The following is a 20,316-nucleotide window of genomic DNA, read 5'->3' as shown; positions in this document are numbered from 1 at the left end:
GCTCCAGTCACGAGAGGTGCGGAAACGCGGGGGACATGGGTGGCGCGGGGAGGTCACGGGAACGGGTGCGGGTGCGGATTGATCTCTTCCTCGGTCAACGGCTCTGCCCGATGGCCGAGTGCGGAGGGCAGCCGCAGCAGCCGGGGCAGCCCGTGGGTGCGGCGCATCCGGTGCCCGAACGTCATCGGCAGCAGCCCCGGCACGATCACCTTCGCGCAGGCCAGGCCGCCCGCCCGGTGCTCGTCGGTGGTCTGGTCGACCACGACGACGTCCAGGCCCCGGTCGGTGAAGCGCCCCACTGCCTCGGCCAGGTCGTCGCGGATGTCCGCACCGCGCGGCCGGCAGGTGGCGTGCGCGAACGCCTCCTCGACGGGCAGACCCCCCCTCTCGGCGTCACCTCCGTCGCCGAGCAGGAAGGCGAACCGGTCGAACGCGGCAGGGTGGCAGTACAGCAGTGCGTGGTCCCGCATCTCGCGCACCAGATCCGGTTCGTCGACCATCGCCGCGATGCGGTCCCGCTCCTCGCGGAAGGCCGCCCGGTTCCACCCCAGGTTCGCCGCGAGCTCCAACAGGCCGTTCCTGAGGGCGCATTCGGGGTCGACATGCGCCCCTGCGGCGCAGACCGCGGCGGGCTCGTCGGGCCGGCCCGGTCCGCTCGGACGTACGGCCATCACCCATGCCGTGGGGATGCCGTGTTCCGGGGTGGTGGCGAAGGCCAGCACCCGGTGGCCGCTGCCTTGCCGGATGCGCTCGGCGAGCGCACCGACGCGGGGGTCGGACACCGTCCGCAGGTCGACCCGCGGCACCGGAAGGCGGGCGTACCAGGTCAGCAGGAACGCGTCCCGCTCGGCGAGTTCGACCAGGCCGTGCAGCGCCGCCTCCTCCAGGCAGCCGCCCAGCGCGCACCCGTTGGACACCTCGTACGCCAGGGGCCGGGCCGCGGGGTTGTCGTGCCGGGTGCGGTAGTACGCGTAGTCCTCCGGCACGAGGACGGGAGCGTCACGGGCGAAGGAGTGGCCCCAGACCCAGTTGAGCTCCAGGTCCGGATCGTAGGGCGGATAGGGGAAGTCCGGTTCGGCGTACCGCTCGGGCGGGTACAGGCCCAGGCCGAGCGGGCACAGTGCCCGGTCGGCGACCTGCGCGTAGCCGGCGCGTACCGTCGTCCGGCGCCCGCCGGGCCGGGCCCCGCCCAGCCGCTCCAGGGCCTCGGCGAGCGCGGTGCGGGCGCACGCCGCATAGTCCAGATCGCGGCCGAACCCGGCCTCCTGCTCCCCGCCCGGCAGGTGCAGCGGGGCGGAGACCATGGGATACGGGTAGTCGGTCCGCACATCGAGCTGCCGGACCAGCCCCGTGCGCCCGTCGACGTACCGGGCGACCAGATCCTCCCAGCCGGCTCGCAGGTCGCGCACGCGCGGGACGTCCGGATCGGGCTTGGGCCGGGGCTGCTCCATGAGCGCGGGCGGCCGGTCCTCGGGGAGCCCGCCGCACCAGGAGCACGCCGGGTCGGGCAGGAAGGGGTGTACATCGATGGCCATGGTCGTCAACGACACGAAGGCCAGGGCGTGGTCGGTCAGCCGTCCTGTGGTGGTGCGCAGATCGCTCTCGACGAGCGTGGCGGCCGTTTCGCACGCCCAGGTGGTGAGGACCGGCGACGCACGGTCGGCGAGCCGTTCGCCGTGCCGGTCCAGGAGTGCCGCGCGCGGGCTGTCCTTGCCGAGCGCCCGCTGCCGGCGGGTCCGGGCGCACCGGGCGCAGCCGGCCCGGCCCGGGACGGTCGTCGGGCCGAGCACGAGCAGGCCGAGCTCGACCCGTACCGGCAGCCAGGGGAGGTCGGGGCGCGGGGGCTCGGTCGCGGTCACCCAGCGGTCCTCGGCGGTGACGACCGCCGCACAGCCGGGGTCCGCCTCCGGCACCAACCGGTGCGTACGGGACAGGGCGGCGCGGAGCGTCGAGGCGAGGACCCCCGTGCCGGCCACGGCGATGGGGGCCGCGGGGCCCGTCGCCCGGCCGGCGGGGCCTGCCGGGCGCAGGGTTCTGGTGGCCCGGCCGGTGCGGGCGGCTGTCGCTGCGTCGGTCAACGTCACTTCCTCGTCGTTCGCCGGGATGCCGCGTCCGGCGGGCACGGGGCCCGCCGAACGCGACGGTGCCGCTGCGGGTTTCAGCAGCAGCAGCAGGAACAGCAGCTCGCCGGGGTACCGGTGGACGTGCAGTTGGACGCGCCGATCTCGACCATGGCGTGGCCCACGTTGACGGTCTCCAGGCTCGCGCCCGGCGAGGTCGGAAGGATGTCCAGCTCGTCCGCACTGAGGTCGGCGAGGTCGAGGACGAGTTCGTTCTGCATCGCGATCCCCTTTCTCCTTGGATGGATGAGAAGTTGGCCAGTCACTGGCTGCTCCGCATCCTGCGGTCCGCGAGTGCGCGGTGTCTTCACGGTCCGACCGCAGGAACGCCCGCAGCCGGGGCTGCGGGCGCGGCCGCGGACCAGCCGTAGGCCGGCTGTGGCCGCGCCACCGGGCACCGCAGGTGCGGTTCACCAGGTCAGCTGCGGCTCGTACTGGGCGGTGGGCCGGCGGCGGCCCATGATGAGCGTGAAGACCGGCACATGGGCCGCGTCCAGGCCGATCAGGTCCCTGACCATTCCGTCGTGGTAGCCGTTGGTGATCCGTGCGGACAGCCCGGCCGCGGCCGCGAGCACGCTGATCCGCTGGGCGACGATCCCCGCCTCCTGGTGCAGGACCCGGTACCCCCGGGCCCCGAACCACCGTTCCCCGGCCAGCCGGTGGGCGGTGAGGAACACGACGGCATCGGCCTTCGCCGCGTTCACCGCCGGAGTCCGGTCGCACAGCATGCCGACCACGGCGCGCCAGTTCCGCGGCGGCAGCCGCAGCAGCGTCGGCGGCCCCGTCGTGGCATTCAACCGGTGCAGCCCGGGGGAGACCCCGTCCGCGCCGAGCACGAGGACGTAGGCATCGACGAGCGGGCGGCACGGTGCCCCGGTGTGGTCGGACGAGACGGGCTCCAGCGCGTACCGCAGGGCCGACGCCAGTCGTTCGAAGGCCACCGGCCGGGCGGCCGGGAGGAACATCCGCCCGCCCGAGTCCCGGGCACGCAGCGCACCTGCCAGGTCCACACCACCCGCCCCGGGCTCCGGCCCGGCGAGTCCACGGACACCATCCGGGGCCGATGCCCCGACCGGCAGGTGGAAGTCGTCGGGATCGACGGGCGCACCGGGGCCCGCGAGCCGGGCGGCGAGATCGAGCGCGGTCAGCCCGGACCATGTGCTGTCGGGGGTGCGGTTGGTCTGGAGATGCACAGGGTGAAGGTCCGCGAACCCGCCGGGCGGAAGCGGCTGTTGGGGAGAGCCGACAGGTGGCGGCGCCGCCGCCTCGCCCGGGGCCAGATCGATCACGGCGAACGCCGTCTCCTCCCTCCCGTCGAGTCCCAGTGCACGGTTGACCACCGTGTCGTCGAAGCGGTGGTGCACCCGCGCGCGGAGCCCGAGCGCGGCACCGGTCAGCAGCGCGTTCCCGGCCGTCATCCCGGCTTCCTGCGCACCCAGCCGGTACGCATAGTCCCGGTAGCGGAACGCGGTCTTGCGGAACCAGACGGAGGTCACCAGGAGCCCGGCCTGGGCGTGCACCCCCGAACCGGTGCGCACCGCGTCCGGTACACCGCCCTCGCGCAGCAGCGTCAGGGAGTGGTGCGCCGGGTGGTAGTGGTAGCACCCGGCGGGCAGGTCATCCGCCGGATGCGCCAGCCACAGGTACAGCTCGACGGGGTGGAAACAGCGCGCGGAGGCGACCATCCGGTGGTAGGGCCACACGGCGTGCGGACCGAGTTCGATCCGGCCGACCCCGTACGTCCAGTACAGCAGCGCGGAGAGCGCGCGCCCGTCCAGGACGCCGAGGGCGGGGGCGTCCTGCCGGTGGGCGCCGTGGAAGGCCTCGAAGGACCAGCGGGCGTCCCCGATCCGCCGTGCCGGCTCGGGGAGCACGAAGCGGGGCAGCCCGCGATACGTCTTGACCGGCAGGGGATCGTCCGGGCCGCCCTCTTCGCCGTGCCCCTCGGCGAAGAGATCCTGGACCTCCTCGAAGGTCCGCCGCCAGAACCGGAGGCCGACGGAACTCCCCAGCCCGTCGGCGGCGCTACGCATGGCCCCGGGCCTCCGCCCGCCGCTCCGCTCCGGCCGTGTCCTCCCCGCTCCCGTCGGCGATGACGACGCGCACGAGGAAGGGCAGCACCGCGTGCACCGCCGGATCATGGTCGAGCGGCACCACGAGCGGGCGCGCCCCTCGCGACCGCAACGCCTCCGCCATCCGCTCGGGCCCCGCCGGGAGCGGCAGCCGGGCAGGCTCGCCGCACGGGACAGGGGTGCCGGGCCGGTCCCACCGTGCGGGTGCGTAGGCCGGTTCGTCCGTCATCGCCGACTGCCGGTCGAGCAGGGCGGCGCGGAGCCCCTCGGCGACCGCCTCGTTCCCGCAGGTCGCGGCGGCCGGGCGGCCTCCCTGCCACCAGGCGAGGACGGGTACGCCCAGAGCCTCGCCGATGTCGGCCACCTCGACCGAGCCGCGCGAGGCGTGCAACAGGTCGAGGAGCCGCCGTTCCCCGGGGGACAGGGAGCCGGGCTCCAGCTCTACGGGCCGCGGCCGCGCCCGCCCCTGCGCCACGTCGCGCAGCGCCAGCCGTACGCAGTGCTGGGCAAGGCCGTCCGCCACCGCATCGTCCCAGCAGAGCCGGGCGGCCACCCCGACCTCGTGGTCCGTGGCGAACACCCGGCTCGCCGGCACCGCCTCGGCGCGCCGCTCGTACGGGGACCACCCCCACACGGTGCCGCCGGGTCCGTGGCGGCGGTCATCGGCGTGATGCGCGGCGTACGAGGCGAGTCCGCGCAGCGCGGCGTCCCGGCGGGCCTCGGCGAAGCCGGTTCCCGCACCGTAGGCAGGCGCGGCGCCGCCCGCGCGCGGCACCGCCTCGGTCACATGGAGCGGCACCTGGGTGAACTCCCCCTCGTCGAGGGCGCGCAGGACACCGACGTACGGGTCGAAGCAACGGGCCGCGCGCCGGGAGAAGGTGTCCTCGTCCAGCGGCGGCGTGGCGCCGAGTCGTTCGAGGCGCCGCGTGAACTCCTCCCGCGTCTCCGGACGGGCGGGGGCCACCGTCGGGTGGGGCAGGAACGTATGCGTGGAGGTGCGCAGGGTCTCCAGATCGATCCGCGTCACCTTCCGTGCACCGTCCGCGGCTTCCGCAGGATCGGCGATCCCGGTGAGGGCCGTGAACGCCGCGAGCCCCAGGTGCGAGGCGACCACCGCGGCGGCGGGCCCGGTGAGGAAGGCGTTCGGCCGGAACGGTCCGCGCGCGCCGAGCCGGCGCCACGCCGATCGCCAGGCGGTCCCGGCCGGCCCCAGCCACGCGGCGTCGTCCACCACCAGCCCCTGCACCAGCAGCGTGCCCGACTCCCGGCACACCGCGTCGAGCCGCATCGCCCGGTCGGTTCCGGTGCCGTCCGCGACGTGGAGCACCGCGTCCGCCTGATCGACGAGACGCTCCAACTCCTCCTCTCCATAGGGAACATGATGAAGCGTCTGTTCGGGGTCGCGTACGGCGGCTTCGGCCGTGAGCTCCGCCAGACGCTCGGTGTTGGTGCCGGTCCCCTCCGTACGGACGGCCCGCAGGTGCCGCACCCCGGAGCGCAGCGCCGAGCAGACCAGGGAGACGAACACGGGGCCCGCGCCCAGCACCACCATCGCGCTGTCGCGGTAGGTCTCGAACCGCCGCGCCGCGGAGTCGCCGTGGTACTCGATGAACGCGATCTCGGACGCGTACGTCTCCAACTCCCGCCGGGTGAGCCGGTGCGGCAGATCCTCCCCCGCATCGACCAGGCAGCCGGCGGCGCGCAACTGGCCCACGAGGGCGTGCACGACCTGACGTTTGTCGTCGGGCAGCCGCCCCACCAGGTCGTCGAGCTCGACCGAACCGTCGAGGTACGGCGCGAGCCGGTCCAGCCACTGGTAGGCGGACCTGCCGTGCAGGGCGAGGTCGGCACCGGCGCCGAAGACGTGGACACCGTCGGCGGTCGGCACGTACAGCACATCGGATTTGAGTCGGGGTCGCATCATCCGCCTTCGGGGTCGGTCATCCGCCGTCCGGCCCCGATGGGTCGTCGGACCACCGGACCCGGCACCGGAACCTGCAGTCGGTCGGGGCCCAGCCGAGTATCGGGGCGGTCCGGGACCATGTCTTCACGGTCGGGCCACAGGACCGACCGCAGGTTCCGTCGCCGACCGGTCGCGCACGGGGGCGCCCGACGCCCGGCACCGGCCGGGATTCCCGCGCCATCGCGCACACGTCGCCGCGCACTCCTCGCCTCGTGCAGGGCCACGGGTCTTCCGGGACTGCCGGCCCGCTCCGTGCACCGTGCCTCCTCCGGCACGAGGGGAACCGAAGGGGACGGCCGGTGGCGTGGCGGCCGGTAGCCCGGGGACGACCAGCGACCGGCGTGGAGGAACGGACCAGGAACTCCGTGCCCGTGTGGCGCCGCTCAGCCGGCGTGATCGGGCGGACCTGTGGGGTGGGCCGTTTTCCTGAGCTGGTGACCATGGACCAGTCGCGGCGAGCGTTGGATCGCCACCGCGGCCGCGTCATCGGTCAGTGGCCCTCCGACATGGGTGACGAGGTCGGCGCGGATGTGGTGCAGCAGTGCCTCGGGACCGCTGTCGGTCCATCGGGCGACGCGCTCGGCGAGCGGGTAGAACGAACCGTCGGACGAGCGGGCCTCGATGATGCCGTCGGTGTAGAGCAGGAGCGTGTCCTCGCCCTCGAAGGTGAACGGGTCGACGACCAGGCCGGTCCTCGGCAGATCGCACATGCCCAGCGGGGGCTCGGTATGGCGCGGGTACAGGGCGGTCACGTGGTGCTCGTGCAGCAACAGGGGCGGGGGGTGCCCGCAATTGAGCATCTGGACCACAGGATCCTCGTCGGGGATGTCGAGCATCAGGACCGTGACGAACTGCTCGTACAACTCGTCCGCCTCGGAGTGCGGGGCGTGCTCGGTCAGGTGCCGGCACATGCTCTCCTCAAGACTGGCGGCCAGTTCCGCGAGGGTCTCGGCCCGGTGGGCGGCATCGCGGAAGGAACCCATGATCACGGAGGCGTCGCTGATGGCGGTCATGCCTTTGCCGCGGACGTCGCCGATGAGCAGACGTGCGCCGTTCCCGGTCCGGGTCGCCGCGTACAGATCCCCGCCGATCAGCGCCTCGTCATCGGCGGCCCGGTAGGCCGAGGCGATCCGCAGCGGGCCCATGCGATGGGGCAACGGCGGCAGGACCACCCGTTGCGTGGCCTCGGACACGGACCGCACTTGTTCCAGCTGGCGCATGCGGCGCTCGCGCTGGCGGCTGAAGAGCACGATGACGAGCGAGAGCACCGCGAGGGCGGCTATCTGCACCTGGTGGTTGGTCGAGAACAGTTGGTCCGGGTCGCGCACGACGGCGATGATCGCCTGGGCCGCCACGGCGAGCGCGCCGACCAGTCCGGTCATCCAGGGGCCGGCGAGCCAGGGAGTGACGGCGGGGGCGACGATCAGCAGCGGCCCCAGATGGATGTCGCCCGGGAGCAGCACGTCCACGACTGTGATCGCAATGATCAGCCCGAGCGGTATCGCCAAGAGCGCGTGACCCGTCTGCCATGGTTGCCACAGGTCCGCAACGCGGCGCCGGAAGCCCATACCTCCACTCTGCACCGGTTACGGGCAGGTCGCAGGGCGTAGCCCGGCCCTCACGTGCAGACGTGTCCGGCCCGACGCGACGGAGCCGAGTCGGCCCCCTGACCGGGCGGACCAGACACTTGAGCCGCTACTTGACTGCGCGGGCCCCCGCGTTAAAGTTAAGTGCATGCTTAAGTATGAGGCGGAGGCGGCGGACCGGGTGTTCCACGCACTCGCGGACGCGAACCGGCGGGCGGTGATCGAGCGCCTGACCCGCGGTCCGGCCACCGTGAGCGAGCTGGCGGCCCAACTCGGGGTGACCGTCGCCGCGACGGTCCAGCACCTACGGGTGCTGCAGGACAGCGAGCTGGTGCGGTCGGAGAAGGTGGGGCGGGTCCGCACCTGCCAGATCGATCCGTCCGGCCTCCGCAGCGCCGAGGCGTGGTTGCAACGCCAGCGCACGACGTGGGAGCACCGCCTGGACCGCCTCGGCGCGGTCCTCGACGATCCGCCGAAGGAGTCAGGATCATGACCGACCACTCGGTGAAACACAGCACGTTCACGCTGGAGCGGACCTACGCCGCTTCGCCCGCCGCGGTCTTCGCGGCCTGGTCCGACCGCGACACGAAGGCGAAGTGGTACGCGGCCGGGGACGGTCGCTACACGCTGGACTTCCGGGTCGGCGGCACCGAGGCCGTGCACGGCGGCGACGGGGTCGGCCTCGTCGCGAGGAGTCAGTACCACGACATCGTCCCTGACGAGCGCATCGTCTACACCACGGCCCTGTTCACCGACGAGGTCCTGTCGACCGTGTCGCTGACCACCGTGCGGTTCGCCCGCGACGGCGACGGGACCCGCCTGGTGCTCACCGAGCAGGGCACCTTCCTGGACGGCCAGGAACAGCCCGAGTGGCGCGAGCAGGGCACGGGCGACTGGCTGGACGCCCTCGGCCGGCAGGTGGCCCAGCGATGACGGCGGACAGCGACCGGCAGATCCGCGAGCTGCTGGAGACCCGCACCCGGGCGTTCGGCCGCCGGGACGCCGCCACCGCGGCCGCCGACTACGACGACGACCTCGTGCTGTACGACGTGGTCGGCCCGTTCGTCCGCCGCGCCGAGGACACGACCGGCCGGTTGGAGAAGTGGATCGCGTCGTACCGCACCGGGATCGGGCATGAGATCCGGGACCTGGAAATTACCGCCGGAGCCGATCTCGCGTTCTGCCACTTCCTGGTCCGGATCAGCGGCACGATGCGGGACGGCGCCGAGGTGGGCATGTGGGTGCGCGCGACGAGCTGCCTGGGCCGGCAGGGCGAGGCCTGGACGATCGTTCACGAGCACGCGTCGGTGCCCTTCGACGCCGACACCGGCCACGCCGTGCTGCGCGGTGACCTCTGATGACCCTCCAGCGCCGGGTCCAGAACGTCTTGGACGAACTGGTCGCCAGGGGGGCCGAGACCGGCGTGCAGGTCTCCGTCCACCACCGCGGCCATCGGGTCGTCGACGCCGTCGCCGGCGTCGCCGACGGCACGACCGGACGGCCGGTGACCCCGGGGACCTTGTTCTTCAGCTTCTCCACCGCCAAGGGCGTGGCCGCGCTGATCGCCCACCTGCTGGTCAGGAACGGCCTGGTCGGCTACGACACACCGGTGGCGGAGGTGTGGCCCGAGTTCGGGCAGCACGGCAAGGAGACCGCGACCCTGCGACAGGTGCTGACGCACACGGTGGGAGTGCCGGCGATGCCCGGCGGACTCGGCCCCGCCGACCTGGCCGACTGGCCACGGGTCTGCGCGGCGATCGCCAGTGCGGAACCGCGGTGGCGACCCGGCACCCGGACCGGCTACCACTCCTTCACCTTCGGCTTCCTGGTCGGCGAGATCGCACGCCGGGTCACCGGGCAGCCGGTGTGGCGGCTGTTGCACGACTGGGTCGCCGCGCCCCTCGGGATCGTCGGTGAGCTGTACTTCGGCGTGCCCCTCACCGAACTCGCCCGGCTCGCCCGGCTGGAGGACGCCGAGCCGCATCCGGCCGCACCGGCGGAGCACGACAGCATCCTGGCGCCGTGGGAACGGCAACCCCGGGCGTCGATGGGCAACAGCTCCGGCTTCCTCCAGGCCGACGTCCCGTCCGTGGGCACCTTCACCGCGCGGGGGATCGCGACCGTGTACGCGGCGATCCTGGACGGCCGGCTGATCGCAGCGGACCAGCTGGCGGAGCTGTCGGCGGTCGCCTTCGAGGGAACCGACCAGGTCTTCGGCAACCCCGCGCGGCTGTCCCTGGGCTACCCGCTCGGCCGCCTGGGCGCCCCAGCGGACGAGGCACCGACCACGTTCGGCTGGCCCGGCGGAGGGGGCAGCTACGCCTACGCCAACCCCGCCACGGGGACGTCGTTCGCGGTCACCAAGAACCGCCTCACTCCCGACTTCGCCACCGCGCAGCGCCTCTCGGACGTCGTGACCGTCGAGTTCGGCCCGCTCGCCTGAGGCTGGTGCTGTGATCGCCTAGGTGTGCCGGGTCGGATCAACTGCCGTCTTCAGAGGGCGTCCACCCCAGTGGATGCCCTTCCCGCTGCGGATGAGGGCGCGTTCCTTGCGTTCGGCGGCCAGGACGTCGTGGCGGCGGGCGTGGGCGCCGGCGCAGGCAGGCATGCAGGGCCTCAAGTCGCCCCGCTCGGCCCCGCACCGCACCCTTGGCCCCGGAGATTCCGCTCCGTTCGGAATGTCGTGCTCGGGTAGGGGTGGCCCGGTAGACGCCCCTTGCCTGAACCGCCCGTTTCCGCGGTCCTGTGGCGTCCTCGGACGGGTGAATCCGGGAGCCTGGCCGCTTCGGGATTCCGGCCGGGACCGTTGGGCTGGGCGGATAGCCGGATGATCGCTCTTCGGGCGTCCCTTGCCCCTTCCTGTACACGTGCTCGAGGAGACGTCCCCTTGGCTACCGCTGATCTTCCTGGTCCTGATTCGCTGCTGCGCCGCACGCTGGGGGAGTGGCGGATCGGGTTGGTGGCGTGGCGGCTGCTGGTTCTGCAGACCGCGGATCCGGCGGTCGCCGCCGGCATGGCCAACTTCTCCACCTACCGTGCGCACCCGTGGCGGCGTATCGAGCACACCATGGACAGCGGGAAGCGGCTGTTCTTCTCCGACCGTGAAGGGCTGCGCCGTGAGGTTGCCCGTCTGGAGCGCACGCACCGCCGTCTGACGGGGACCGATGAGCAGGGCAGGCCGTATACCGCATCGGACCCGGCGGTGCGGGTGTGGGTGCTGGTCACCTTGTACGAGTGCATGACGGCGATGCGGGAACTGTCCGGACGCCCGTTGGCGCCGCACGAACGGGATCAGATGTACGGAGAATTCCGTGCGGTGTGTGCCGAGTTCGGCCTCTCCGACGAGCTGTTCCCGGCCACGGCCGCGGACGTGCCCGCGTATATGGACCGCACGATCCGCGAGCGCCTCGAATACAGCGAACCCGTGCGCTACCTGCTCTTCGACATTCTCCGTGAAGCGCCCGCACCCCGCCGCCTCGGTCGCCTGAAGCCGGCCTGGCCGCTCGTGCGCACGCTCGCCGCGCACGTGATCCGTGCGCTGACCATCGCGGACCTGCCGGAAGCCTTCCGCGAGCGCTTCCACTTGGCCCGCACCCGCCGCGCGGCCCTGCTGTCCTTCATCCTGCACCGTGGCATGCGCGTGCTGATGAACGCGCTGCCCGAGCACCGCCGCTACCGCACCCCACTCGCCGGCACGTCCTCGACTTCGCAGCCTCCCACCGCCTCCGCCGACCGACCTGCCCCGCCGGAGGCAAAACCGGTCCGGCTTCCGGCACCACGCCGCCGCAAGGGTGCCGATGCCCGTCCGGCGCGTCTGCGGACCTTCTTCCACCAGGTCCTCGACCAGACCGGTGACGGCCGCATCAGCTCGGCCGATCTGCAGGCCATGGCGCACAACGTGTGCTGGCCGCTCGAACTCACCCCCGAGTGCGAAGCCCGCGTCTATGCCGCCTTCGAGACCTGGTGGCAGCACCTGCGGACCGGCATGGACGCTGACGCCGACGGACAGGTGACCTGCGAGGAGTTCGTCACCGCCATGCTCACCGGGGTCGACGCCCGGCCGGGCTATCTCGAGCAGGGGTTGCATGTCGCGGTGCGGGCGATCTTCCAGGCTGCGGACGCCGACGGCAGCGGATACCTGTGCGCCGATGAGTACCGCACGATCTTCGGCGGCTCCCGGGTCCACCCCGCCGAACTCAACCACGGCTTCCGCCAGCTCGACCGCGGTGGAGACGGCCGCATCACCGAAGACGAATTCGTCCAGGCCTTCACCGACTACTTCACCGCCCGCACCGACAACACGGCCGGCAGCCAACTCCTCGGACGCCCCTAGCGACCGGTGCGGGGCGAAGTGCCGGCGGCAACCACCGATGGGCGCGGCGGCGGTCACCCGCGGATCCCGGAGGGCACGGGACGGCCAACTGGATCAAGGCGGTGATCGGCCCGGCCGGGGCGTACGGGTTCATTGTCCTGCTGGACACCACCCGTACGCGGCGAAGCCGGGTGTCCACCACGCCTGTGCGTCCGCGGTGACGGCGAAGGCCTCGATCCCGTCCAGCGACCGCAGCCACTCACGAGCGGCGTCGCCCATGGCGAAGGCGGCCGTGGCGAGCGTGTCCACCTCGGTGAGGTGGCGGCCGACCAGCGTGATCGACGCAAGATCCGTCGCCGGCCGGTCGGTGCGCGGGTTGAGGATGTGCGGGCCGCGCTCGGCGGTGCCGGAGGTCGCGACGGCCAGGTCCCGGCCGGTGACCACAGTGGTGAGGTCTCCGGGACACAGCGGGTGGGCGACGCCTATCTGCCAGGGCCGGCCGGGCGCGGCCTCGCCCCTGGTCTGGATGTCGCCGCCGCCGTTGATGCTGTGATGGCGGGCGCCCGCGTCGTGGAGCAGCTGTGAGGCGCGCTCGACCGCCCAGCCCTTGACCACGGCCGACGGATCGAGGCGGCCTCCGGGGGTGGCGGAGAACCAGCCGTCGCTGGAGCGTGCGGCGGCCCGGCACAGCTCAAGGACCTCTGCCACCTCCGGGTCGCACTGCTGCTCCGTCAGCTCGCCCCGGCCCAGGCGACTGATCTGACTGCCGGGGCGGTAGGTCGAGAAGACCTCGTCCACTCGGTGCAGCCAGGCCACGGCGTCGGCCAGCGCCCGGGTGACCGCGCGGGTCGGTGCGCCGCGGATGTCGAAGGAGAACACGGTGCCCATGGCGTGCTCGGCGTGGCGCACCGCGCCGGGCTCAGTCATTTGCACGGTCCAGGGCGCTCTGCAGCGAGGAGATATAGCCCTGACTGGTGAACGTCGCCCCGGAGACGGCGTCGATCTTCGCGCTCTGCGCGGCCAGCGCCTCCTGCGTGAGCCGGGGGACGGCATGGGCGCTGGCGCCCTCGTCGTGCTCGCCCTTGAGCACGACGATCGTGGTGAGCCTGCCCTTGACCAGGGTGACCCGCACCTGCACCGGGCCGCGCGCGGTGCTGATGGTGTCCCCGGTGAAGGTCCCCGAAGTCCGGTCGTGCTCCGGGGCGGACGGGGTACCGCTCGGTGACCCGCTGGGGGCGGATCCGGCCGGCGGGGCGGCTGCGGCCGCAGGAGTCTGGTGCGGCTTCAGGGCCAGCATCAGGAACAGACCTGCGACGGTGGCGGTGGTGGCGGCAACTGCTCGGTTCACGGTGCGGTCTCCTCAGAACGCGAACGACTCGTGATGGATGCGGCGGCGCGGTACTCCGGCACCGCGCAGGGCGCTCTTGGCGGCCTCGGTCATCCCCGGCGGCCCGCACAGGTAGACGTCATGGGAGGCCAGGTCCGGGATCAGGTCGCACAACGCGTCCGCCGTCAGCGGCAGGGAGTTCCCGGCCCCTTCGCCGATCGCGTAGTGCACCCGCGCACCCCGGACGGCCGCTATGTCCTCCAGCTCGCTGCGCAGCGCGAGGTCCTCCACGCGCCGGGCGAAGTACACCAGGGTCACTTCGCCGGGCAGGGTCTCGAACAGCGGCCGCAGCGGGGTGATGCCGACACCGCCCCCGAGCAGCAGCACCTTCGAACTGCTGCGGCGGGCGGCCGTGAAGGCTCCGTAGGGGCCTTCCGCCCACACCCGCGTGCCGGGCCGGAGCCGGGCCACCGCCCGGCTGTGGCCGCCGGCCTCCTTCACGGTGATCCGCAGGTGGTGCGGGTCGGCCGGTGCGGAGAGCGAGAACGGGTTGGCGGTCCACCACTGGCCGGGTGCGAGAAAGCGCCAGCGGAAGAACTGACCGGGCTGCGCCCTCAGTTCCTCCAGCCGCTCTCCCGTGAGGTGGACCGAGACGACCCCGGGCGCCTCCGGGTGCACTTCGGCGACCCGTAGCCGGTGCCGTAGCGCCCGCCGCACGGGGGTGAGAAAGCGGTTCCACAGCAGCAGCGCCGCGACCCCGAGGTACAGCGTGTACCAGGCGAGTCGGGCCGGCCGGTCGGCCACGAAGTCCTCGCCGTTCGACAGCTGGTGGAAGAAGGCCAGGAACACCGCGAGATAGGTGCAGAAGTGCAGATAGTGCCAGGTCTCATAGCTCATGCGGCGGCGGGCGGCGCGGGCGGACACCACCCCCACACCGACGAGCAGCAGCAGGCCGATCGTGCCCCACAGCACGTCCTGGTACTGGAACACCAGGGTCGTCGTCTGGTCGAACACGTTCGTTCGCGCGGTGATCGAGGAGCCCCAGATGATCAGCGCGGTGTGGGCGAGGGCGAGGAAAACGGTGTACCGCCCGCCCGTCGCGTGCCAGCGCGCGAGCCGGTCGGTGCCCACCACCCGGTCCAGCACCGGCACCCGCGCCATCAGGGCGAGCAGGACCGCGCAGGCGTAGCCCGCGAGCAGCCCGGTGATCCGGCCCGCGCCGGTCAGCCAGCCGTCCAGGCCGACGACCGACGGTGTGTGGCGCCACCACAGGGCGAGCACGGCGACGGCACCGCCGTAGACCACCACCAGAACCGCTTCCGGGGGAACGCGCCGGGCCGGCGGTGGCGCGTGTCGTGGAACGTACCTGCCGGAGCGGGTGTGCGGGACGGTGGTCATGAGAACTCCCTCGGCGAACGGATCAGGCCACCGACGGTTCCTGCGTCAGGCGGCGGGCTCCGTCGGTCGGCACACCGTGGCAGCGCAACTTCTGGGTTTCCGCTGAAAAGGGGGGCCACGAGCCCTGCGAAGCGGACTCAGAGAAAACGCAGAGCTTCGGGCGGGATACTGCCGGGACCATGTACACGCCCGATGCCTCTTCCGCCGCCCCGTCCGGTCTGCGCCATCCCGACGGCACGCCGGTGCGGGTGCTCGTCGTCGACGACGAACCCGACCTGGCCGGAATCCTCTCCGACGTACTGCGCTCCGAGGGCTGGGAGGTCCGCGTCGCAGGCACCGGTGAGGACGCGCTCAGCGCCGGCCGTGACTTCCGGCCCGACGCGGTGGTGCTGGATGTGATGCTCCCCGACATCGACGGGCTCCAGGTCCTGCGGGGGCTGCGCGCCCAGGCGCCGGGGGTGTGCGTGCTGTTCCTGACGGCCCGCGATGCCGTGGAGGACCGCATCGCCGGTATCACCGCGGGCGGCGACGACTACGTCACCAAGCCGTTCAGCCTGGAAGAGGTACTGGCCCGGCTGCGCGGGCTGCTGCGCCGGGCCGGCATGACCCGGTCCACGGACACCACGAAGCTGCTGGCCTTCGGCGACCTCGTGATGGACGAGGACGCCCGTGAGGTGTCTCGCGGCGGACAGGTGGTGGAGCTGACGCCGACCGAGTTCGAGCTGCTGCGCTTTCTCCTGCGCAACCCTCGGCGGGTGCTCAGCAAGGCCCAGATCCTCGACCGGGTGTGGAGCTACGACTTCGGCGGCCAGGCGCATGTGGTCGAGCTCTACATCAGTTATCTGCGCAAGAAGATCGACGCCGGGCGCTCCCCGTTGATCCACACGGTGCGCGGGGTCGGCTACGTCCTCAAGTCGGACCCGCGATGAAACTCCCCGCCCGCCCGGCCCTGCGCAGCCTCCGGGCACGGCTCACCGTCGGGCTGGTGGCCCTGCTGGCGCTGAGCTGCCTCGCGGTCGGCGTGGCCACCACCGCCGCCCTCGAGGGGTTCCTGGTACGGCGGCTCGATCAGCAGCTGACCGCCATCGGCGGCCACTTCCCGGCGAGCCTGGACCCGGCCGGTGCCTCGGGCGGAAACAACGGCGGTCCCGACACCCGGGGACAGGCCGCCGGCACCTTCGGCGCCTGTGTGCTGGGCGGATCGGTGACCCGGGCCGCCGTGGTCGGCGCGCGGACCGAGACCCCGGTGCCGCTCACCGCCGCCGACCGCCGGGTGCTGGCACAGGTGCCCGCGGATGCCCGGGGCCGCAGTATCCGGCTCTCCACGCTCGCCGAGTACCGGGTGATGGGCGTCCGCGGCCCGGCCGGTGATGTGCTGATCACCGGACTGCCGCTGCAACCCGTCGAGGACACCGTGAGCCGGCTGGAGCTGGTGGAGGCGGTGGTCTTTGGTGCCGCGCTGCTGGTCACCGGGATCGCCGGCGCGGTATGGGTCCGGCTGTCGCTGCGCCCGCTGCGGCGGGTGGCGGCCACCGCCTCGCGGGTGGCCCAACTGCCCCTGGCCGGAGGCGAGGTGGCGATGCCGCCTCGCGTCCCGGACACCGACCCCCGAACCGAGGTGGGCCGGGTCGGCGGCGCGTTCAACCGGATGCTTCAGCACGTCGAGGAGTCGCTCGCCCGCAGGCTCGCCAGCGAGCAGCGGTTGCGCCGGTTCGCTGCCGACGCCAGCCATGAGCTGCGAACCCCGGTGGCCTCGATCCGCGGGCACGCGGAGCTGGCGCTGCGCAGCCGCGGGCCGGTGCCGGACGAGGTGCGGCGCGCCCTCGGCCGGGTCCGCAGCGAGTCCGTGCGCATGGGTGAGCTCGTGGACGATCTGCTGCTGCTCGCCCGGCTGGACGCGGGGCGCCCGCTGGCGACCGAGCCGGTGGACCTGACCCGTCTCGTCCTCGACGCGGTGAGCGACGCCCACGCCACCGGGCCGGCACACCGTTGGGAACTGCGGCTTCCCGAGGAGCCCGTGGTGCTGCGGGGCGATCAGCGCGGACTTCAGCAGGTGCTCACCAACCTGCTCGCGAACGCCCGCACCCACACTCCGCCGGGCACCCGGGTGACGGTAGGCCTCACCGAAGGGGACCACGAAGTGGAAATCCTGGTCCAGGACGACGGACCCGGCGTACCGGAGAAGCTGCAGTCCGAGGTCTTCGACCGGTTCGTCCGCACCGACAACGGGCGTTCGAGGGGCGCGGGCGGCACGGGCCTGGGCTTGGCCATCACCCAGGCGGTGGCCACTGCGCACGGCGGGCGCGTCGCCCTGACCAGCCGCCCGGGCTGCACCGCGTTCCAGGTGTGGCTCCCCCGCGTCGAGGAACCGTAGCCTCGACGGCGATCCGTGGGCGGAGCCGTGGTCCGTGGTGGACCGGCCCGGGGCGCCGCCGTGGCCCGGGTGCGCGCGGGCCTGCTCTCCGGCGCGGGTGAGGTGGCGTGCTGCCACCGGGTGCGTACGGCGGACAGGTCGGCGAGCGCGCGGCGGCTGCCGACGACGAACTGGTAGGGAGTGCTGGCCGGATCCTCGGTGAACGCCCCGATGCGCCGACCGATGGGGTGGGCGACACCGGGGGTATCGCGCCGGGTCATGGCGACCAGGCACTGCCCCCAGCCCGGGCGTCCCGGGGCGTCCAGCCGTGCCAGGAAAGTGGCTCGCGTCCGGCAGCCCCGAGGCGAGGGTGTGGGTTCCCGGTGTGAAGCCGACGATGGCGTGTGGGCCCCGGCCTCCCTCTTCGGAGGCCGGGGCTCGGTGCTGTTCGGGCGCCGACGGAACAGCACGCCGCACCGCAGTTCAGCCTCGCGTACGGCGTCGCGTCATCGAGCTCGGTCTCCTGTCAGCCCGGTCGTGAGCGGCGGCTCGCCCGCGGACGAGCTGTCGTGGCTCCGGTCAGTCGGAACACGAAGAGCAGGAAGAACAGGAGCAGCAGGCCCCGACCCTTACGTGGTCGATCACCGGACCGTAGGCGCCGCTGGCAGTGGTGCTGGCGAACGACAGGGTCGTGGAGGCACCGGTGGCCACGAACGTCACCTGACGTCCCACGTAACCCATCCGGGCAAAGGTCTTGCCAGTGGTGTCGAACGAGAAGTTCTGGAAGTCCTGTCCGTCGATGAGAACCTGACCCGTCTTCACGCCCTGATTGCCCGCCGGGTTGCCGGCCAGCGCGTAGGTGACCGTGTACGTCTTGCCCGCTGTCGTCGCGAAGGTCTGCGACACCTTGCCCGGGCCCTGGCCGTTGAGGTCGACGGACTGCGCCCCGTCGGCCGCCTGCCAAAAGCCGCTGCCGATCAGGTCCACCGAACCGCTGTCGACCGTCCAGGGGCCGATGGACTGCCCCGCCGTCAACGCACTGAAGGAGTTCGCAGGCGCGGTCGGGTATTCGAAGCTGCCGTCGTCGAGCGCGACCGGGGCCGCCAGCGCGGTGCCGGGCATGAGGGCCAGCAGGCCGGCAGCGGCAACGGTTGTGACGCATACGCGTAAGGCCACCATGAGTTCCTCCAGATGAAAGGGGTGGGCGTACTGGTGGAGCACACGAAGTCTGTAGCGCGGGCCTCGCCAGGGACAGATCGCGAAGACGGCGCCCGGGGGTAACGGCCCTGGTGAGTGCGCCGTCGCGCGCCGAGCTCGCGCATCAGCACGCCGACACAAATCAGCCAGCGCCCGGCCGTGGGCACGTCACCAGATGCAAGTGGTCGCCGACTGAACCAGAGGCTGTTCCGCTCGTTCGCGTCGTCCTCCGCTCGCCACCCCTGGGCGTCGTGGCCGGCCACGACGCTGTCCGCCCTTGCCGGCTACGCGGCGGCGAGGATTTCCCTGGCGACGACGACACGTGCTTCGGCTGTGGTGTGGGCGCGTAGGCAGTGGAACCGCGATAGGCAGTGGAACCGCGACACGGCGGCACTGCCGGCGCCGCCACCGGGCCCGCCGCCGGCGCAGACAGTGGGCACGGGCCGGTCGGTCGCGCCCCACCCCACAGGGCCTGCGCCATGCTGAACTAGCAGGCGCGGCCCGGCCCGAAGCCCCCCTCGCCGGAGTCTGACCGGAATGCGCTGACCGGGGCATGCCGAGAGGCCACCGGTCGCCCTTACGTTGCATCAGAACTTGCTGATATGACCGGCCCCTTCGGCCTCTTCGGCGACGGTGGCCGGCTCCGCGTCGCTCGCGGCGGTCATGGCGGCCGCGACGACCCCTTCGACGAACCGGGCATCGGCTAAGAAGGCATGGGTACCGGGGCGGTCCTCCAGGACGAGCCGTGCGGTGAGGACCGAGCCGCCCAGATCCGGCAGGGCCGGCGCGCCGGCGCCGGCATCGGCGGTGCGCAGCGCGTCGAGGATGCCGGAGCAACTCGTTCCCGAACGGCCGTCGTCAGTGCCGCCGGCCGTGGCGACGACGAGCTGTCCGCACTCCGCTGCTCGACCAGCGACTTCACGCCGAGGGCGGTCTCCACACGGTGCGACACAAGTACGATGCCCACCAACGGTGTCATGAACGAAAACTCTACGAGTCGGAACGCCGTTCATCAATACCGAACAGGGAGTTGCTTCCATGGTCCAGGCGGTGCACAGGGCGATGCACGTTCTCCGGGAGCTCGCCACGGCGACCCCGCGACTGGGCGTGACGGAACTGGCCGACCGCATCGGTGTCGCCAAGCCCACCGTGCACGCCCTGCTGCGCACCCTGGAGGCGGAGGGCATGGTCGTCCAGCACCGCGAGACCGGCAAGTACCAATTGGGCCCCGGGCTGGTGGTCCTCGGCAACGCCTACCTGGACTCGCACGAACTGCGCACCCGCGCGGTGACCTGGGCCGATCTGCTGGCCACCCAGACCGGTGCCGCCGTGTGGGTCGGGGTCTTCACGGACCGCCACATCCTCGTCGTCCACCATGCGTTCCGCCCCGGCGGTTCGGTGCAGGTGCTGGAGACGGGGGCCAGTCTGCCCTGGAACACCTGCGCCCTGGGCAAGGCCATCGCGGCCTTCCTGCCCGCCGAACGCCGTGAGGAACTACTGGCGGGCGAGCTGCTCCGGGTCACCGGTGCCAGCATCGACGACCCCGCACGGCTCGTGACGCAGTTGGACCGGGTGCGGGAGACCGGGTACGCGCTGGACGACCAGGAGTTGACCTTGGGGGACGCCGGCATCGCGGCCCCCGTCTTCGACCGCTCCGGCGAAGTCGTGGGCGGCCTCGGTCTGGTGGGTCCGGTCGAGCGACTGCTCGCCGACAGCGCACGTCAGGAGTGTGCCATCGCGGTGCGTGAAGTCGCCCGCAGCCTGTCGCGGGATCTTGGCGCACCGCGTAATGCGGGTCTGCGCGCCTGTAGCTGACGCCCCTCGGGGGTGTCCCGATGTGAGTGAACGCTCACCAACTCGGCTGTGTCGCTGGTTGATTCGACAAGATCTGCGGTCTGCTGAGCCGCTGTGCCTCAAGTGCTTGACGGGGCCGGGGTCGGTGGGTTTTGCTTCCTGTGGTCATTCGGCAATGCCGAACAGCTTTCGGA

General features: G+C 72.4%; 19 protein-coding genes. 8 read left to right on the top strand and 11 right to left on the bottom strand.

What is annotated here, in order from left to right:
* Positions 1 to 53: 53 nt before the first annotated feature.
* The 5 genes from AB0411_RS21280 to AB0411_RS21260 all read right to left on the bottom strand — a co-directional run bounded on the left by AB0411_RS21280 (position 54) and on the right by AB0411_RS21260 (position 7,624).
* On the bottom strand, positions 54 to 2,078 hold the full coding sequence (locus AB0411_RS21280) for a TOMM precursor leader peptide-binding protein (protein WP_366418825.1): 2,025 nt from the start codon (positions 2,076 to 2,078) through the stop codon (positions 54 to 56).
* 80 nt (positions 2,079 to 2,158) lie between these two features.
* The gene (locus tag AB0411_RS21275) at positions 2,159 to 2,341 is read right to left on the bottom strand and encodes a hypothetical protein (RefSeq protein ID WP_327227918.1); all 183 of its coding nucleotides are present in this window, start codon (positions 2,339 to 2,341) and stop codon (positions 2,159 to 2,161) included.
* A 189-nt stretch (positions 2,342 to 2,530) separates the two neighbouring features.
* Positions 2,531 to 4,153, bottom strand: coding sequence for a SagB family peptide dehydrogenase (locus AB0411_RS21270; RefSeq protein ID WP_366418824.1), 1,623 nt, complete (start codon positions 4,151 to 4,153; stop codon positions 2,531 to 2,533).
* The gene (locus tag AB0411_RS21265) at positions 4,146 to 6,113 is read right to left on the bottom strand and encodes a hypothetical protein (RefSeq protein WP_366418823.1); all 1,968 of its coding nucleotides are present in this window, start codon (positions 6,111 to 6,113) and stop codon (positions 4,146 to 4,148) included. The genes AB0411_RS21270 and AB0411_RS21265 overlap by 8 nt, the downstream gene beginning before the upstream one ends.
* A 425-nt stretch (positions 6,114 to 6,538) precedes the next feature.
* Positions 6,539 to 7,624: a PP2C family protein-serine/threonine phosphatase gene (locus AB0411_RS21260; protein WP_366418822.1), complete on the bottom strand. Its 1,086-nt coding sequence runs from the start codon at positions 7,622 to 7,624 to the stop codon at positions 6,539 to 6,541.
* Positions 7,625 to 7,889: 265 nt separating this feature from the next.
* Between AB0411_RS21260 and AB0411_RS21255 the strand changes: the two genes are divergently transcribed.
* Genes AB0411_RS21255 through AB0411_RS21240 form a run of 4 tightly spaced genes read left to right on the top strand, consistent with a single transcriptional unit; the run spans position 7,890 to position 10,184 of the window.
* Positions 7,890 to 8,234, top strand: coding sequence for an ArsR/SmtB family transcription factor (locus AB0411_RS21255; protein WP_366418821.1), 345 nt, complete (start codon positions 7,890 to 7,892; stop codon positions 8,232 to 8,234).
* Positions 8,231 to 8,674 carry an SRPBCC domain-containing protein gene (locus AB0411_RS21250; RefSeq protein ID WP_366418820.1) on the top strand — a complete coding sequence of 148 codons (444 nt, stop codon included), beginning with the start codon at positions 8,231 to 8,233 and terminating at the stop codon, positions 8,672 to 8,674. The genes AB0411_RS21255 and AB0411_RS21250 overlap by 4 nt, the downstream gene beginning before the upstream one ends.
* Positions 8,671 to 9,099 carry a YybH family protein gene (locus AB0411_RS21245; protein ID WP_366418819.1) on the top strand — a complete coding sequence of 143 codons (429 nt, stop codon included), beginning with the start codon at positions 8,671 to 8,673 and terminating at the stop codon, positions 9,097 to 9,099. The genes AB0411_RS21250 and AB0411_RS21245 overlap by 4 nt, the downstream gene beginning before the upstream one ends.
* Positions 9,099 to 10,184, top strand: a complete 1,086-nt coding sequence (locus AB0411_RS21240) for a serine hydrolase domain-containing protein (RefSeq protein ID WP_366418818.1) — start codon at positions 9,099 to 9,101, stop codon at positions 10,182 to 10,184. The genes AB0411_RS21245 and AB0411_RS21240 overlap by 1 nt, the downstream gene beginning before the upstream one ends.
* Before the next feature lie 18 nt (positions 10,185 to 10,202).
* Here the strand turns inward: AB0411_RS21240 and AB0411_RS21235 are convergent, their stop codons facing one another.
* A complete protein-coding gene (locus tag AB0411_RS21235; RefSeq protein WP_366418817.1) occupies positions 10,203 to 10,349 on the bottom strand; it encodes a hypothetical protein in 147 nt (48 codons plus the stop codon).
* A 279-nt stretch (positions 10,350 to 10,628) separates the two neighbouring features.
* Here AB0411_RS21235 and AB0411_RS21230 point away from each other — a divergent pair, with 279 nt between their 5' ends.
* Positions 10,629 to 12,074 carry an oxygenase MpaB family protein gene (locus AB0411_RS21230; RefSeq protein WP_366418816.1) on the top strand — a complete coding sequence of 482 codons (1,446 nt, stop codon included), beginning with the start codon at positions 10,629 to 10,631 and terminating at the stop codon, positions 12,072 to 12,074.
* Positions 12,075 to 12,203: 129 nt separating this feature from the next.
* Here AB0411_RS21230 and AB0411_RS21225 read toward each other — a convergent pair whose 3' ends face one another.
* Genes AB0411_RS21225 through AB0411_RS21215 form a run of 3 tightly spaced genes read right to left on the bottom strand, consistent with a single transcriptional unit; the run spans position 12,204 to position 14,778 of the window.
* Positions 12,204 to 12,980: an FAD:protein FMN transferase gene (locus tag AB0411_RS21225; protein ID WP_366418815.1), complete on the bottom strand. Its 777-nt coding sequence runs from the start codon at positions 12,978 to 12,980 to the stop codon at positions 12,204 to 12,206.
* The gene (locus AB0411_RS21220; RefSeq protein ID WP_366418814.1) at positions 12,973 to 13,401 is read right to left on the bottom strand and encodes an FMN-binding protein; all 429 of its coding nucleotides are present in this window, start codon (positions 13,399 to 13,401) and stop codon (positions 12,973 to 12,975) included. Before AB0411_RS21220 ends, AB0411_RS21225 begins: the two co-directional genes overlap by 8 nt.
* Positions 13,402 to 13,413: 12 nt before the next feature.
* On the bottom strand, positions 13,414 to 14,778 hold the full coding sequence (locus AB0411_RS21215) for a ferredoxin reductase family protein (RefSeq protein WP_366418813.1): 1,365 nt from the start codon (positions 14,776 to 14,778) through the stop codon (positions 13,414 to 13,416).
* 179 nt (positions 14,779 to 14,957) lie between these two features.
* Between AB0411_RS21215 and AB0411_RS21210 the strand changes: the two genes are divergently transcribed.
* Together AB0411_RS21210 and AB0411_RS21205 are read left to right on the top strand one after the other, a co-directional pair.
* The gene (locus AB0411_RS21210) at positions 14,958 to 15,707 is read left to right on the top strand and encodes a response regulator transcription factor (RefSeq protein ID WP_366418812.1); all 750 of its coding nucleotides are present in this window, start codon (positions 14,958 to 14,960) and stop codon (positions 15,705 to 15,707) included.
* Complete coding sequence (locus AB0411_RS21205) at positions 15,704 to 17,152, top strand: sensor histidine kinase (RefSeq protein WP_366418811.1); 1,449 nt, start codon at positions 15,704 to 15,706, stop codon at positions 17,150 to 17,152. Before AB0411_RS21210 ends, AB0411_RS21205 begins: the two co-directional genes overlap by 4 nt.
* A 558-nt stretch (positions 17,153 to 17,710) precedes the next feature.
* On the opposite strand, the gene AB0411_RS21195 is transcribed toward AB0411_RS21205, so the two are convergent.
* A complete protein-coding gene (locus AB0411_RS21195; protein ID WP_366418943.1) occupies positions 17,711 to 18,310 on the bottom strand; it encodes a choice-of-anchor C family protein in 600 nt (199 codons plus the stop codon).
* Between the two features lie 605 nt (positions 18,311 to 18,915).
* On the bottom strand, positions 18,916 to 19,368 hold the full coding sequence (locus tag AB0411_RS21190) for a PTS-dependent dihydroxyacetone kinase phosphotransferase subunit DhaM (RefSeq protein WP_366418810.1): 453 nt from the start codon (positions 19,366 to 19,368) through the stop codon (positions 18,916 to 18,918).
* Between AB0411_RS21190 and AB0411_RS21185 the strand changes: the two genes are divergently transcribed.
* The gene (locus AB0411_RS21185) at positions 19,367 to 20,143 is read left to right on the top strand and encodes an IclR family transcriptional regulator (RefSeq protein WP_366418809.1); all 777 of its coding nucleotides are present in this window, start codon (positions 19,367 to 19,369) and stop codon (positions 20,141 to 20,143) included. The two genes, AB0411_RS21190 and AB0411_RS21185, sit on opposite strands and share 2 nt — an antisense overlap.
* Positions 20,144 to 20,316: the final 173 nt, after the last annotated feature.

Origin of the sequence: Streptomyces angustmyceticus (assembly GCF_040701845.1) — a bacterium.
Classification (GTDB): domain Bacteria; phylum Actinomycetota; class Actinomycetes; order Streptomycetales; family Streptomycetaceae; genus Streptomyces; species Streptomyces angustmyceticus_A.
This window is presented reverse-complemented; position numbering and strand designations above follow the sequence as displayed.